Source organism: Shimia sp. (assembly GCF_041624275.1).
Lineage (GTDB): Bacteria > Pseudomonadota > Alphaproteobacteria > Rhodobacterales > Rhodobacteraceae > Shimia.
The window spans coordinates 1-13,872 of record NZ_JBFJVE010000065.1 but is presented as its reverse complement, the minus strand read 5'-3'; the positions used below and the strand labels follow the sequence as shown (position 1 = coordinate 13,872).

At 65.0% G+C, this 13,872-nt stretch carries 15 protein-coding genes; 12 read left to right on the top strand and 3 right to left on the bottom strand.

Annotated features, from left to right (window positions below):
* A partial coding sequence (locus ABZD10_RS07065; RefSeq protein ID WP_372885436.1) for a 4Fe-4S binding protein occupies nucleotides 1–1,150 on the top strand: 1,150 nt, incomplete at its 5' end.
* On the top strand, nucleotides 1,147–2,022 hold the full coding sequence (locus ABZD10_RS07060) for an FAD:protein FMN transferase (RefSeq protein WP_372885435.1): 876 nt from the start codon (nucleotides 1,147–1,149) through the stop codon (nucleotides 2,020–2,022). The genes ABZD10_RS07065 and ABZD10_RS07060, both read left to right, overlap by 4 nt.
* Nucleotides 2,023–2,052: 30 nt before the next feature.
* Here the strand turns inward: ABZD10_RS07060 and ABZD10_RS07055 are convergent, their stop codons facing one another.
* Both ABZD10_RS07055 and pedF read right to left on the bottom strand, forming a co-directional pair.
* Nucleotides 2,053–2,955, bottom strand: coding sequence for a substrate-binding periplasmic protein (locus tag ABZD10_RS07055; RefSeq protein WP_372885434.1), 903 nt, complete (start codon nucleotides 2,953–2,955; stop codon nucleotides 2,053–2,055).
* Nucleotides 2,956–2,975: 20 nt separating this feature from the next.
* Entirely contained in the window at nucleotides 2,976–3,653 is a 678-nt protein-coding gene (gene pedF, locus ABZD10_RS07050; RefSeq protein WP_372885433.1) for a cytochrome c-550 PedF, read from the bottom strand.
* Nucleotides 3,654–3,827: 174 nt separating this feature from the next.
* Between pedF and ABZD10_RS07045 the strand changes: the two genes are divergently transcribed.
* From ABZD10_RS07045 to ABZD10_RS07015, 7 genes are all read left to right on the top strand, one after another.
* Nucleotides 3,828–4,991 (top strand): ABC transporter substrate-binding protein, encoded by a 1,164-nt coding sequence (locus ABZD10_RS07045; protein WP_372885432.1) that lies wholly within the window; start codon nucleotides 3,828–3,830, stop codon nucleotides 4,989–4,991.
* Nucleotides 4,992–5,046: 55 nt separating this feature from the next.
* Nucleotides 5,047–6,006 carry a YVTN family beta-propeller repeat protein gene (locus ABZD10_RS07040; protein ID WP_372885431.1) on the top strand — a complete coding sequence of 320 codons (960 nt, stop codon included), beginning with the start codon at nucleotides 5,047–5,049 and terminating at the stop codon, nucleotides 6,004–6,006.
* Nucleotides 6,007–6,041: 35 nt separating this feature from the next.
* Nucleotides 6,042–6,494: a hypothetical protein gene (locus ABZD10_RS07035; RefSeq protein WP_372885430.1), complete on the top strand. Its 453-nt coding sequence runs from the start codon at nucleotides 6,042–6,044 to the stop codon at nucleotides 6,492–6,494.
* Nucleotides 6,491–7,210: an ABC transporter ATP-binding protein gene (locus ABZD10_RS07030; protein ID WP_372885429.1), complete on the top strand. Its 720-nt coding sequence runs from the start codon at nucleotides 6,491–6,493 to the stop codon at nucleotides 7,208–7,210. Before ABZD10_RS07035 ends, ABZD10_RS07030 begins: the two co-directional genes overlap by 4 nt.
* Nucleotides 7,207–7,998 carry an ABC transporter permease gene (locus ABZD10_RS07025; RefSeq protein WP_372885428.1) on the top strand — a complete coding sequence of 264 codons (792 nt, stop codon included), beginning with the start codon at nucleotides 7,207–7,209 and terminating at the stop codon, nucleotides 7,996–7,998. The genes ABZD10_RS07030 and ABZD10_RS07025 overlap by 4 nt, the downstream gene beginning before the upstream one ends.
* Before the next feature lie 73 nt (nucleotides 7,999–8,071).
* A complete protein-coding gene (locus ABZD10_RS07020; RefSeq protein WP_372885427.1) occupies nucleotides 8,072–8,608 on the top strand; it encodes a tetratricopeptide repeat protein in 537 nt (178 codons plus the stop codon).
* A 130-nt stretch (nucleotides 8,609–8,738) separates the two neighbouring features.
* On the top strand, nucleotides 8,739–9,155 hold the full coding sequence (locus ABZD10_RS07015) for a cytochrome c family protein (protein ID WP_372885426.1): 417 nt from the start codon (nucleotides 8,739–8,741) through the stop codon (nucleotides 9,153–9,155).
* Between the two features lie 21 nt (nucleotides 9,156–9,176).
* Here the strand turns inward: ABZD10_RS07015 and ABZD10_RS07010 are convergent, their stop codons facing one another.
* Complete coding sequence (locus ABZD10_RS07010) at nucleotides 9,177–9,722, bottom strand: hypothetical protein (protein ID WP_372885425.1); 546 nt, start codon at nucleotides 9,720–9,722, stop codon at nucleotides 9,177–9,179.
* Nucleotides 9,723–9,902: 180 nt separating this feature from the next.
* Between ABZD10_RS07010 and ABZD10_RS07005 the strand changes: the two genes are divergently transcribed.
* The 3 genes from ABZD10_RS07005 to ABZD10_RS06995 all read left to right on the top strand — a co-directional run bounded on the left by ABZD10_RS07005 (nucleotide 9,903) and on the right by ABZD10_RS06995 (nucleotide 13,704).
* Entirely contained in the window at nucleotides 9,903–11,669 is a 1,767-nt protein-coding gene (locus ABZD10_RS07005) for a PQQ-dependent methanol/ethanol family dehydrogenase (protein WP_372885424.1), read from the top strand.
* Between the two features lie 159 nt (nucleotides 11,670–11,828).
* Entirely contained in the window at nucleotides 11,829–12,503 is a 675-nt protein-coding gene (locus ABZD10_RS07000) for a LuxR C-terminal-related transcriptional regulator (RefSeq protein WP_372885423.1), read from the top strand.
* Between the two features lie 31 nt (nucleotides 12,504–12,534).
* Nucleotides 12,535–13,704, top strand: a complete 1,170-nt coding sequence (locus ABZD10_RS06995; RefSeq protein ID WP_372885422.1) for an FIST N-terminal domain-containing protein — start codon at nucleotides 12,535–12,537, stop codon at nucleotides 13,702–13,704.
* Nucleotides 13,705–13,872: the final 168 nt, after the last annotated feature.

Here is a 13,872-nt window from a genome sequence, read left to right as displayed (position 1 = left end):
GCGCGACAGCGACCTGTCGGTGGAGCTTTCGCCGCAGGTGCCCGAGGCGCTGCACGACGGGGCCATGATGATCCTGCGCACCGACCGCCGGCTTGGGTTCGACCCGGCGCGGGACTGGAGGCTGAACGTCCTTGCGCTGCGCCGGCACGGCATGTTCCGCCCCGAATCCGGCTCGGTCACGCTGACGGTCGACCATGCCACCGACGAAAGGTTCTTTACCCGTCCCGGAGCGGTGAAGCCCGCGCCGCCCTGGCTGGAGGCGCTGCGCAACCGGCAGGGCGACATTGTCGTCCTCGCCCTGTTCCTCAGCGGCCTGGGGGCCCTGCTGCTGTTTGCCATGAACCGGCTGGCCGATGCCCGAGGCTTCACGCCGATCCGGCTCTTGATCCTTGCCGTCGTCACCGGATTTGTCGGCTGGTGGGGCCAGGGCCAGCTTTCGATCGTCACCGTTCTGGCGGCGCTGAGGACCGCCATCGAGGGGGGCAGCCATGCCTTCCTGCTGTATGATCCCTTCTCGCTTGTGATCTGGGCGGTTTCCATCGCCGGCTTCGTCCTTTGGGGGCGCGGCTTTTTCTGCGGCTGGCTGTGCCCCTTCGGAGCGTTGCAGGAGTTCGCCCACCATCTCGGGCGCGTGCTGAGGCTGCCGCAAGTCGCGCCGTCGCCGGCATGGGACCAACGCCTGAAAACCCTGAAGTACCTCTTGCTGGCCGGCCTCGTCCTGACCGTCGTCATTGCGCCCGAACATGTCGATACCGCCGCCGAGGTGGAGCCGTTCAAGACCGCGATCACGACCTTTTTCATCCGCGAATGGTACTATGTGGCCTATGCCGCGATCTGGCTGCTGGCGGGCATGGTGCTGTTCAAGGGCTTCTGCCGCTATCTCTGCCCGCTGGGCGCGGTCATGGCGATCGGCGGGATGCTGCGCGCCCGCAGCTGGATCGACCGGCGCGCAGAATGCGGATCGCCCTGCCAGCTGTGCCGGGCCAAGTGCAACTATGGCGCGATAGGCCGCAGCGGCGAGATCCGGTACTCGGAGTGTTTCGGCTGTCTTGACTGCGTCACCATCCACAACGACAAGACCCGCTGCGTGCCGCTGATCATCGCCGGACGGCGCGCCGCGCGCGCCAGAAAGAACGAGGCCGCAGAATGATGCTTTCCCGCCGCCGTTTCCTTGCCATTTCCGCCGCCGCCCTGGCCACGCCGGCCGCGGCCGCGCCGACGCGATGGCAGGGCCGGGCGCTGGGGGCCGAGGTCGGCCTGACGCTCTACGCCCCGCGGCCGCTGGCCGAAAGGGCGCTGGCGCAGGTGCGCACCCGCCTGCGCCAGATCGAGGCCCTGTTCAGCCTCTACGATCCCGGCTCTGCCCTGACGCAGCTGAACCGCGACGGAATCCTGCCGGCACCGCATCCCCTGTTCGCCGGCCTGATGCGCCTGTGCGATCAGGCGCATCTGGCCACGAAGGGCGTGTTCGACCCCAGCATTCAACCGCTGTGGCTGGCCCTTGCCACAGGTGGCGCCACCGAGCCCGCACGCGGCAGCATCGGCTGGCAGCGGGTGCGGCGGGGCGATGCGATCCGCCTCGCCCCCGGTCAGGCACTCACTTTCAACGGCATCGCCCAGGGTTTTGCCACCGACCTGATCCGCGCCGATCTGGCCCGGCTCGGCCTCGGCAAGGCGCTGATCAATATCGGAGAGTTCGCGGCCCTCGGCGGGCCCTTCCGGCTGGGCCTTGGCGATCCCGACCACGGGATCTTTGCCACCAGAAGGCTGCACGACGGCGCCATCGCCACCTCCAGCCCCGCGGCCATGCTGCTAGGGGAACAGGCGCATATTCTCTATCCGGACCGCGCTGCGCAATGGTCCAGTGTCAGCGTCGAAACCCCGTCCGCGGCACTGGCAGACGCCCTGTCGACCGCGTTTGCGCTGATGTCCGCCGAAGAGATACGGCAGGCCACCGGCAGGTTGCGCCAACAGGTGCGCAGCACGCTTCTGGCCGGGAACGGAGACATTCTGACGCTCTGATGCCGGCGCACGCCGCTGCTGCGCGAAAGGCTATCGCAGTTCGGGTGGCCGGTAGCTCAGCCCGTGGGCGTGGAAAATCGCCGCCATGCGGCCATCCGAGATCGCCGCATGGATCGCATCCTCGACCGCATAGGCCAGCGGCCGATAGGCGAAATGCACCGCCACCCCGACGGTCCAGCTGCCCGCGGCAAAGCCCGGCAAGGGCGGTGTGTGCACGGCCACGCCCGTGTCCAGCCCGGCCTCGAGCTGCGCCAGCGGCCCCATCGCCGCCTTGGTCTCCCCTGCCGCCAGCGCCCGCATGGCCCGATCCATGCCGGCAAAGCGGCGCACATTGTGCGACAGCTGCCCGCCGGGAAAGGCGGACAGGTAGAAATCGGCAATCGAGTCGTTCTCGACCGCGACGCTGTCGAAGCGGAAATAGGCCGGCACCGGAGGGTCTTCGGGATAGGCCGCCTCGCGATAGGCGATGGCGATCTCTTCCACGTGGTACTGGCCGGTGAAGACCACCTGTTCGACCCGGCAGGCGAATTCGCTGTCATAGGGCACGTGCAGCATGACATTGGCCACCCGGCCGCCGACGATCGGGCCTTTCCAGATCCAGTTGCGCAGATCGGTTTCCAGATTCTCTCCCGAGGCCACCAGCGCAAAACGCGCCTCGACCCCGAGATCCTCGGCGATCAGCCGGCCGATCTCGATATCGACCCCCCGCACCCGGCCGCCCGTTTCATAGGACCAGGGCGGGAAATCCTCGTAGGCTGCAAAGGTGATGAAGCCACGTTCGCGGATGGTATCGAGATCCTGGCCGACGATGTCGCGCGAGGCGTTTTGCGGCCTGGCCTGGGGCACGTGGGAGTCGCATCGGGCATGGGCGGCCGGGGCGAGGAGGCAGGCCGCCAGCAGCAGGAGGAGTTTACCGGCGATACGTCCCGTCATGTGCCCCAGTCTCTGTTGTTTCAGTGCGCCGCCGACAGGCCGATGGTCAGGGCCTCTGCCGCCCCGGCGAAATCGGGCGTGTCGCTGGCGATCAGGTTCGCGGCCCGGAATGCGACACTGTCGGCAACCGGCGCACCGGACCCGGTTTCCACGCCCTTGGCGATGGTCGCCAGCTCGGCCTGCAGCGCGGCGGTATCGCCGGCCTCGCCCTGTGCCATCGCCATCAGCTGATCGCGGATTTGCAACAGCCGCGGCGTGGCGTCGTCCAGTTCGCCATCATCGGGGCGGGTCTCGATATAGGTGCGGATCGCCCAGGCCGCCTTCTGGCCCAGCAGGTCGCCAAAGGCCGGCATCTTGGTGATCCCGTTCTGGGTATAGCCCAGCTGGAACCGCTCGACGTACCATTCATCGCCGAATTCCTCGGCTTCCAGGTAGCGCAGGTCGGGCGCCAGCCCGCCCGACACCACGCCCAGCCCGTGACAGCGGGCGCAGTTCTGGTTGTAGCCGGAATCGCCGATCTCGATCGCGGTCTTCCAGACCTCGTCCCCCTGCCCTCGGTAGGGGTTCTCGATCAGCCATTCCTCGCCCACATCGGGCAGCGCGTCGGTATTCATCGGTTGCGGCGCGACATCGCCATGGGCATGTGCCAGCGAGGTGGCGGCGATAAGGCCAAGCGTGGCCAGGGGCAATCTGAACATAGTGTCCTCCCGTTCGTGGTGTGCTTGGTCATTTCTAGCCAAGCAGCCCGTGCCGGTGATACGAGACTTAAGTTTGAGACGGCCGCCGAATCCATACGACCTTGGTCCAATGGCGCCGCCCCGAGCTCTGGCCTTAGCGTGGTGCGCACCGCCTGCACATCCGGGGGAGGACACGTGCGACGCCTTTGCCTGACACTTGCCGCAATGGCCCTTGCCGCCAGCAGCGCGCTGGCCGATCTGGCCATCCCCATGATCTATCTCAAGCAGGAACAGGAGCGGCCGCCGACGCTGTCCAACCTTGACCCGGTGCCGGAGGATCTCGGGCAGGCGGGGGCGCGGCTGGGTCTGCAAGACAACCTGACGACCGGCGCCTTCATGGGCCATGCCTACACATTGCAAAGCCTGACCGTCCCGGTGGGCGGCGACCTTCTGGGCGCGGCGCGCCAGGCCCTTGCAGTCTCGCCCTTTCTGATCCTCGACGCCCCGGCGCCATCGCTGCTGGGCATCGCCGACCTGCCCGAGGCGGCCTCGGCGGTGCTGTTCAACACCGCCAGCGCCGACCTGTCGCTGCGCAGCGGGAACTGCCGCGCCAACCTGCTGCATACCCTGCCCTCGGACCTGATGCGCAGCGATGCGCTGATGCAGTTCGCCCGCGCCAAGCGCTGGGACAAGCTGGCGCTGATCGCCGGCACCCACCCGCAGGACATCGCCTTCGCCGAGGCCCTGCGCCAGAGCGCCGCCAAGTTCGCCATGTCGCTGCGGGCCGAAAAGACATGGGCGTTCGAGGCCGACATGCGCCGCAGCGCGACCGGCGAAGTGCCGCTGTTCACCCAGGAGCTCGGCGCGCACGACCTGCTGCTCGTCGCGGACGAACTGGGCGATTTCGGCCGCTACATCGCCTATAACACCTGGCTGCCGCGCCCGGTGGCCGGCTCGGAGGGGCTGGTGCCGACCGCCTGGTCGCATGTGGTCGAACAATGGGGCGCCGCCCAGCTGCAATCGCGGTTCCACGACCTTGCCGCCCGCCCGATGCGCCCGCGCGACTATGCCGCCTGGGCCGCGGTCCGCAGTATCGGCGAGGCCGTCACCCGCAGCAATTCCGCCGACCCCGAGACCCTGCGAAGCTATATCCTGTCGGCAGGATTCGAGCTTGCCGGTTTCAAGGGGCGCCCGCTCAGCTACCGCGCCTGGAACGGCCAGCTGCGCCAGCCGATACCGCTGGTCACGCCCCGCGCCCTCACCGCGCAGGCGCCGCTGGAGGGCTATCTGCACCAACGCAACGAGCTTGACACGCTCGGCCTCGACGCCCCGGAAAGCGCCTGCACGGCGTTCCGGTGACCGCTTTTTCCCTGCCTCAAATATCCCCGCCGGAGGCGCCTACCGGAGACATGAAATGCACCCTCTGATCCCCTTTGTCGCCGCCGCCACGCTCGCCCTGCCGGCCAGTGCCGCCGAAATCTGGGTGACCAATGAAAAGGACAACACGATCAGCGTGATCGACATCGCCTCGCTCGAGGTGACCCGCACCATCGAGACCGGCGAACGCCCGCGCGGCATCACCTTTTCCAAGGACCATTCGCGCGTTTTCATCTGCGCCTCGGACAGCGACACGGTGCAGGTCATGGACCCCGAGACCGGCCGGGTCCTGCACGACCTGCCCTCGGGCGAAGACCCCGAGCAATTCGTTCTGCACCCCAACGACAGGCATCTCTATATCGCCAACGAGGATGACGCTGTGACCACCGTGGTCGATACCGAAACCCGCAGGGTGATCGCCCAGATCAATGTCGGCATCGAGCCCGAGGGCATGGCGGTGTCCCCCGACGGCAAAATCGCCATCACCACTTCGGAAACCACCAACATGGCGCATTGGATCGACACTGCGACCCGCAGGCTGTTCGCCAACACGCTGGTCGATTCCCGCCCCCGCCACGCCGAGTTCACCGCCAATGGCTCCGAGCTCTGGGTCAGCTCGGAAATCGGTGGCACCATCACCGTCTTTGATGTCGCGACCCAGAGCGAAAAGGGCAAGATCGGCTTCAAGGTCAAGGGGGTGCACCCGGACCGGGTCCAGCCGGTCGGATTTGAGTTCACCGCGGACGAGAAAACCGCCTTTGTCGCCCTCGGCCCGTCGAACCACGTCGCCGTCGTCAATGCCGAAACACTCGAGGTCGAGGATTACATCCTGGTCGGCCGCCGGGTCTGGCACATGGCGTTTTCCGCGGACAAATCGCTTCTGTTCACCACCAATGGAGTCTCGGGCGACGTCACCGTGATCGACGTGGCACAACGCGAGGCGATCAAGTCGATCAAGGTCGGGCGCTTCCCATGGGGTGCGGCGCTGCGCCCCTGACCCCGACATCCAGACACGCACACAGGAGTTTCACCATGTTCCGAACCGTTTCTCTCGCCGCCGCCTTGGGCCTGATCCTGCCCAACCTGGCACTGGCCGACAACGATGACGATGCACCGCAATTCGGCCTTGCCGGGCTGCTGTCGGCTTCCAACAAGGAAGACCTGCCGCCGATCACGCTGTCCGCCGGCATGCCACTGGCGGACGCGCCCTGGGCGTTGAAATCCGGCACCTACTACGAGTTCGAGATTCAGGCCGACGGCAGCCAGGAGCTGGCGCTGGTCGGCCCGGAATTCTTCCGCGCCATCTGGATCGACGAGATCGTGATCGAGGGGCTGGAGATCCGCCCGCTTGGGCTGGACAGCGTCGAGTTCGACGAGGCCGGCGAGATGGAAATCGGCTTCATCGCCCTGAAACCGGGGCGTTATCACCTCAAGGTTCCCGGCTCGACCGGCGAGACCCAGAGGCTCGAGATCATCATCCAGTGAGCGGGCTCGGGGTCGACAATCTCAGCTTTGACTACGGCGCCAAACGGGCGTTGCAGGATGTGTCCTTTGACGTCCCGCGCGGGCGGTTCTGCGCCCTGCTCGGCCCCAACGGGGCAGGAAAGTCCACCCTGTTTGCCCTGCTGACCCGGCTGTTCACCGCGCCGCAGGGGCGGATCGAGATCGCCGGGCACGACATGGCCAAGGCGCCGCGCCGGGCGCTTGGGCAGATGGGGGTCGTGTTCCAGCAGCCGACCCTTGATCTCGACCTGAGCGTGCATCGGAACCTGACCTATTTCGCCGCCCTGCACGGGCTTTCGGGCCGCGCTGCGGACCGCAGCATCGAGGCGGCGCTGGACCGGCTGGACATGGGCGAGCGCAGGGACGAGATCGTGCGCCGTCTCAACGGCGGTCATCGCCGCCGGCTGGAAATCGCCCGCAGCCTGATCCATCGCCCGCAGGTGCTGCTTTTGGACGAACCCACGGTGGGGCTGGATGCCGCCACGCGGCGGGCGATCACCGACCATGTTCACGCGCTTTCCGAGGACCAGGGCCTGACGGTGCTGTGGGCAACGCATCTGACCGACGAGATCCTCGACACCGACCAGCTGCTGATCCTGCATCAGGGGCGCCTTCGGGAAAGCGGCACCACCGGCGATCTGCGCGGCGACAGGAGCCTGGCCGACCATTTCCTTGCCCTGACCGGAGAGCTGGCATGAGGGTGTATCTGGTGGTTCTCCTGGCAATTCTGGCCCGCGAGGCCAGACGCTTTGTCGGTCAGCGCAGCCGCTTTGTCGCGGCGCTGATCCGCCCGCTGTTGTGGCTGGTCGTCTTTGCCGCCGGATTCCGGGCCGCGCTGGGTCTGTCGATCACGCCCCCCTATCAGACCTATACCACCTACGAGGTCTATATCGTCCCCGGCCTGTGCGGCATGATCCTGCTGTTCAACGGCATGCAGGGGTCGCTTTCGCTGGTCTACGACCGCGAGATGGGCTCGATGCGGCTGCTGCTGACCAGCCCCCTGCCGCGCTGGTGGCTGCTGTTCTGCCGGTTGCTGGCCACCACCGCCATTTCGGTCCTGCAGGTCTATGCCTTCCTGGCCGTCACCGCGCTTTACGGCATTCGCTTTGATGGCCTCGGCTACCTCACGCTTCTGCCGGCGCTGCTGATTTCCGGGATCATGCTGGGCAGCCTCGGGCTGGCGCTGTCGTCGCTCATCAAGCAGCTGGAGAACTTCGCCGGGGTGATGAATTTCGTCATCTTCCCGATGTTCTTCCTGTCCACCGCGCTCTACCCGCTGTGGAAAATGGCCGAAAGTTCAAAACTCCTGCACGACATCTGCGCCGTGAACCCTTTCACGCAGGCGGTCGAGCTTATCCGCTTTGCCCTTTATGGTCATTTCAACGGCCCTGCCCTGATCTGGACCGGCCTTGTGGCGGTCATCCTGCTGGCGCTGGCGCTGTGGGGGTATGATCCGGCGCGGGGCCTGATACGTCGCAAGCACTGACGCAATCTACGACCATGGCGACCATGCGCCGTGCGCGAAAGGCTGCTAGGCTGGCCCGAAGGAGGACCGCGCAATGTCACGAACCCTGGCTATCCTGTTGCTGCTGGCAACACCTGTGGCGGCCGAGACCGATGACGGTCACGGCACGCTGAACCCCGACGAAATGACGCTGGGCCGGGTGATGGAGAACATCCGCCGAGGCCAGACCGACATGGTGTCTTGCGCGTCGGGGTATTTCATCACCAAGAGCGGCCGCCATGCGATGGCCCGCGAAGTCTTCGAAACCTGCGCCGAGGCCGGCTATACCGGCGCGATGACCTGGATGAGCCAGCTCGACAACAACGGGCTTGGCGGCGCGTACAATCCGGATGCCGCCGCCAATTGGGACCGGCGCGCGGCCGAAGCCGGCGACCCGGTCGGCAAGTTCAACTATGGGCTGGACCTTATTCGCGGACATGGGGTGTCGCGCGACGAGACCCGTGGCCGGGCGCTGGTCGACGAAGCCGCCGAGGCGGGGCTCGGGGTCGCCCGGCGGTTGCAGGGTGCCAACTATGATCTTGAAGAGGTCACGCCGGATGCCGACAGCTGGAAATATGCGCCGATGTTCTAGACAGCGGGTGGTTCCGGGCCGGACATGCGACTAAAGTCTTATGCGAACCTTTTGTTTTTTATCAGTTTTTCGATGATTCACACTGCTGGATGTCCTAAGCTCCATACAGCCTGAAACATCGGAGAACGCCATGCAACGGATCATCCCTGCCCTCTTTTTCCTCGCTCTTGCTCCGGCCCTGCCCGCCACCGCGAGCGAAGCCCTCTACCAGCGCATCAAGGTCGATGCCGGGCAGTCGCTGTTCGACAGCAACTGCCGGCGCTGCCATACACCGGACGCCACCGATCCCAGCTATGGCCCGCCGCTGGAAAACGTGGTGGGCCGCGCCGCCGGCAGCTATGCGGACTACGCCTATTCCGAGGCGCTGCGCGCATCGGGCATCGTCTGGACACCCGCCGCCCTGCGCGCCTGGATGGAAGACAACGACGGTTTCATGCCCGGCACCAAGATGCGCCATGTCGGCATCACCGACAGCACTGTTCAGGAATTCATCCTGGCCTATCTGGTCTCGATCACCACCGACAAGGCTTCGGCGGCCTCCGACTGAGGCCGCGGGCCATCTGCCCGTCTAGTCGATCACCAGCCCCGGCAGCCAATGGCTGTCGGGGTCGGCAGGATGAAGGTCGTCCGCTGACAGCGGGCGCATGTCGCCGGCCTGCGGCGGCAGCGACAGCACATCCATGTCCACCTCGTGCAATTGCCCCGTCAGGGTGCCGCGATCCGTCATCGTCAATCGATAATAGACGCCGTTCCACATGTTGATCCCGTAGTCCGCAGCCCCTTTCCAGACAAACAGCAGATCGTATTCCAGATCCGTCAGATCATCCGGGCCGATCCGCCGTTGAATGGCATGGGGATAGGGCACGTGACACCAGTGCCTGTCCGGCCCTTCTAGGCATTTGAACGGGCGCATGGACAGGAAATGGTCGGTGAAGGCGTCGTCCTTCAGCTCGACCTGATAGGCGCGGCCCCGGAACCGGACCGCGCCGATCTCGATGCGCGCCCCCTGACCATCGACCAGCCAGATGGTTTTCGCCCCCTCCAGCCCCTCGGCCGCCGCCGGAGATGCCAGAAGGGCAGCAAAACAGGCCATCCATTTCAATATCTTGGACATATCGCCCCCCTTTCCAAAGGATCTCGGCTTGGCCGCCAAACCATAGCGGCACCCCCGGAACGGCGCCCTACGACCATTGTGCAATACCGTCGCAGGCGGTGCTTCCCAATAATGTGCGTGGCCGGATCCTCGCGCGAATGGGGCCCTGGCCTTGCAACACGACAGATGGGAGGAGCCCACATGAATCGCTTTATCGCAGCGGTCGTTACAGGCGTCTTGATGGCCGGCAGCAGTATCGCCGGCGTCACCGAGGACGAACTGAAGAACGACCAGAGCATCACCAGCCAGGTGGTCACCAACGGGATGGGACGCCACCTTCAGCGCTACAGCCCGCTCGACACGCTGAACACCGAGAACGTCAAGAGGCTGCAACCGGCATGGGCCTTTTCGCTTGGCGGTGAAAAGCAGCGCGGCCAGGAAACCCAACCTCTGATCTATGACGGCGTGATGTATATCACCGGCTCGTACAGCCGGGTCTATGCCATCGACGTCAAGACCGGCGACGAGCTGTGGCAATATGATGCCCGTCTGCCCGAGGGCATCCTGCCCTGCTGCGACGTGATCAACCGCGGCGGCGCCATCTATGGCGACAACTTCTATTTCGGCACCCTGGACGCCCGCATCGTGGCGCTGGACCTCAAGACCGGCGACGTGAAATGGCGCAAGAAGATTGCCGATTACAAGGCGGGCTATTCCTATACCGCCGCGCCGCTGATCGTTGACGGGCTGGTCATCACCGGCAACTCGGGCGGCGAGTTCGGGATCATCGGCGAGGTGCAGGCCCGCGACGCCGAGACCGGAGAACTGGTTTGGACCCGTCCGGTGATCGAAGGTCACATGGGCACGCTGAACGGCAAGGAAAGCACCATGACCGGGACGCTGAACGCGACCTGGCCCGGCGATCTGTGGAAGACCGGTGGCGGGGCGACCTGGCTGGGCGGCTCCTATGACAGCGACACCGATACGCTGGTCTTCGGCGCCGGCAACCCGGCGCCCTGGAACAGCCACCTGCGCGGTGCCGGCACCCCGACCGAAGGCAATACCGGCGACAACCTCTATGCCGCCAGCCGCATCGGCATCGACCCGAAAACCGGCGACATCAAGTGGCATTTCCAGACCACCCCGCGCGAAGGCTGGGATTACGACGGCGTCAACGAGGTGGTCGCCTATACCGACCGCACGGGCAACAAGCGCTATGCCACCGCCGACCGCAACGGCTTTTTCTACGTGCTGAACCGCGAAGACGGTGCCTTCGTCTCGGCCACCCCCTTCGTCAAGGACATCTCCTGGGCAAGCGGCATCGACGAAAACGGGCGTCCGATCTTTGTCGAGGAAAACCGCCCCGGCAACCCGGCGGATGCGGCCGACGGCAAGAAGGGGGACGTGATCTTTGCCTCGCCGTCCTTCCTTGGCGGCAAGAACTGGATGCCGATGGCCTTTTCGCAGCGCACCGGCAACTTCTATGTGCCCTCCAACGAATGGGGCATGGATATCTGGAACGAGCCGATCACCTACAAGAAGGGCGCGGCCTATCTGGGTGCGGGTTTCACCATCAAGCCGAACTACGAAGACCATATCGGCAGCCTGAAGGCGATCGACCCGGATACCGGCGACATCAAGTGGGAGTTCAAGAACGACGCGCCGCTCTGGGGCGGCGTGATGACCACTGCCGGCGGCCTGGTGTTCACCGGCACCCCGGAGGGCAAGTTCATCGCCTTTGACGACGAGACCGGCGAAGAGCTGTGGTCGTTCCAGACCGGCTCCGGCATCGTCGGCCAGCCGATCACCTGGGAACAGGATGGCGAGCAATATGTCTCGATCGTTTCCGGCTGGGGCGGCGCGGTGCCTCTCTGGGGCGGCGAAGTGGCCAAGAAGGTCAACTACCTGAACCAGGGTGGCATGGTCTGGACATTCAAGCTGCCGAAAGAACTGGCGATGGCCAACTGATCCCTGCCAGGGACATACTGAAAAACGATGCGCGCCCGACCGGGCGCGCATTTGCCGTTCTGCGACTTTAGGCTTATATGCCTCCGGCAGGCAACTTTGCTATGCTGGTAGGACTGGAACGACAGCGGACTTCGAATGCGCCCCAATACCGACTTGCCCATGCTCAAGCAGTTTCACGCGGCCCTGATCATCGACGATCACCCGCTGTTCTGCGATGCCCTGTCCATGACATTGCAGGCGGTGTCGTCGATCAGCAGCATGCATACGGCGCCCACGCTTCAGGGGGCGCTCGACCTGCTGTCGCAGGGCCTAGAGGTCGATCTGGTGGTGCTGGATCTGACCCTGCCCGACGTGAACGGGCTTGACGGGCTCTTGCGGCTGCGCAATGCCACCACCAGCCCGATCATCGTCGTCTCGTCGATGGCCGACAACCGCATCATCAGCTCGGTTGTGCGCGCCGGCGCGGCGGGGTTCATCCCCAAGCACAGCCAACGCGACGTGTTCCAAACCGCGATGACGACATTGCAGCAGGGGCAGAGCTTCATCCCCGACGGCTATATGCTGCTGGACGAGAGCGAAAGCGCCAGCAAGGATGACACGATCAAACGGCTGGCCTCGTTGACCAACCAGCAGGCGCGCATCCTGCAATTGATCTGCGAAGGCAAACTGAACAAACAGATCGCCTATGACTTGTCGATCGCCGAGACCACCGTCAAAGCGCATGTCACCGCCATCATGCGCAAGCTGGGCGTGCAGAGCCGCACCCAGGCGGTGCTGATCGCAAAGCAGACCAGCTTTGCCAATGTCTTGCACGACGCGACGCCTCCGGCTTAGGCTGTCGGCGTTATAAAGGGAGGAGAATGCGATGGACCATCTGCGTGGTCCGTCCGGGGAGGTTGCCACGGATGCGCGGATCGTGCGTTCGGGCTTCGTTGATTGCCGGGCCGAAGACGCGGTGGCGCGCCTGGCCGAGGCGCTGCATCCGGGCGATCTGTCCTTGGTCGTGCTGTTCCTGTCACCACAGACCGATGTCTCGCGGCTGATCGACGAGGCCCAGAAGACCTTTGCGCCGGCCCAGGTGGTCGGCTGCACCACCGCCGGAGAGATATCCGACGCCGGCTACGCCGAGGGCCAGATCGTCGCGATCGGTTTTCCCCGGGCGCATTTTCAGACCCGCACGATCCTGGTTGACGATCTCGACAATTTCGAGCCGCACGGGCTGATCGAACAGATGATCCGCAACCGCAACCACATGGCGCGGGAAACCCCGGACTGGTCATCGGATTTCACCTTCCTGCTGATCGACGGGCTGTCTACCAAGGAAGACCTGCTGACTTCGCAGCTCTCCGTGGGGCTTGGCCCGGTGCCGTTCTTCGGCGGTTCGGCCGGCGATGGCACCGATTTCGGCGAGACCTATGTGCTGCACGGCGGCAAGGCGCACTCCAATTCGGCGGTTCTGATCCAGGTGCACACCGATTGTTCGATCAAGGTGTTCAAGACCGATCACCTGATTCCGGCCGACACCCGCATGGTGGTCACCGGCGCCGACCCGGCCAACCGCGTGGTCCATGAAATCAACGCCGAACCGGCGGCACGTGAATATGCGCGCCTGCTGGGCAAGAACCCGGATCACCTGTCACCCTTCACCTTTGCGGCCCACCCCGTGGTGGTGCGGATCGGCGATCAGCACCATGTCCGCGCCATCCAGCAGGTGGCCGACAACGGCGATCTGATCTTCTTTTCCGCCATCGACGAAGGCCTGGTATTGTCGCTGGCGGACTCCGAACCCATGGCGCCGCACCTGAAAAAGGAAATGTCCGCGCTCAGCGCCGCGCAGAAACCCGAGATCATCATCGGCTGCGATTGCATCTACCGGCGCCTGGAAGCCGAGCAGAAACAGCTGACCGGAGAAATCTCGCGCGTTCTGTCTTCGCATCGCGTGGTCGGCTTCTCGACCTACGGCGAACAGATCAACTCGATGCATGTCAACCACACCCTGACCGGTGTCGCCATCTACCCGCCGGACGAGACCTGAACCATGCCCCAGAACCTGATCGATCCGCATGATTCGCTCGAGCGTCAGAACGAGAAGCTTCTGAAGATCACCGAGACCCTGATGCGCCGGGTGGAGCAGAGCACCGAGGCCTCGGGCGCGGCCTATACCCAGTTCCAGCGGGCGGTGATGCTGGAAGAGGAAGTGCGT

Coding starts and splice junctions, on each gene's coding strand:
- ABZD10_RS07060 (WP_372885435.1), top strand. CDS start 1,147: ATGATGCTTTCCCGCCGCCGTTTCCTTGCCATTTCCGCCGCCGCCCTG.
- ABZD10_RS07055 (WP_372885434.1), bottom strand. CDS start 2,955: ATGACGGGACGTATCGCCGGTAAACTCCTCCTGCTGCTGGCGGCCTGC.
- pedF (WP_372885433.1), bottom strand. CDS start 3,653: ATGTTCAGATTGCCCCTGGCCACGCTTGGCCTTATCGCCGCCACCTCG.
- ABZD10_RS07040 (WP_372885431.1), top strand. CDS start 5,047: ATGCACCCTCTGATCCCCTTTGTCGCCGCCGCCACGCTCGCCCTGCCG.
- ABZD10_RS07035 (WP_372885430.1), top strand. CDS start 6,042: ATGTTCCGAACCGTTTCTCTCGCCGCCGCCTTGGGCCTGATCCTGCCC.
- ABZD10_RS07025 (WP_372885428.1), top strand. CDS start 7,207: ATGAGGGTGTATCTGGTGGTTCTCCTGGCAATTCTGGCCCGCGAGGCC.
- ABZD10_RS07020 (WP_372885427.1), top strand. CDS start 8,072: ATGTCACGAACCCTGGCTATCCTGTTGCTGCTGGCAACACCTGTGGCG.
- ABZD10_RS07015 (WP_372885426.1), top strand. CDS start 8,739: ATGCAACGGATCATCCCTGCCCTCTTTTTCCTCGCTCTTGCTCCGGCC.
- ABZD10_RS07010 (WP_372885425.1), bottom strand. CDS start 9,722: ATGTCCAAGATATTGAAATGGATGGCCTGTTTTGCTGCCCTTCTGGCA.
- ABZD10_RS07005 (WP_372885424.1), top strand. CDS start 9,903: ATGAATCGCTTTATCGCAGCGGTCGTTACAGGCGTCTTGATGGCCGGC.
- ABZD10_RS07000 (WP_372885423.1), top strand. CDS start 11,829: ATGCTCAAGCAGTTTCACGCGGCCCTGATCATCGACGATCACCCGCTG.
- ABZD10_RS06995 (WP_372885422.1), top strand. CDS start 12,535: ATGGACCATCTGCGTGGTCCGTCCGGGGAGGTTGCCACGGATGCGCGG.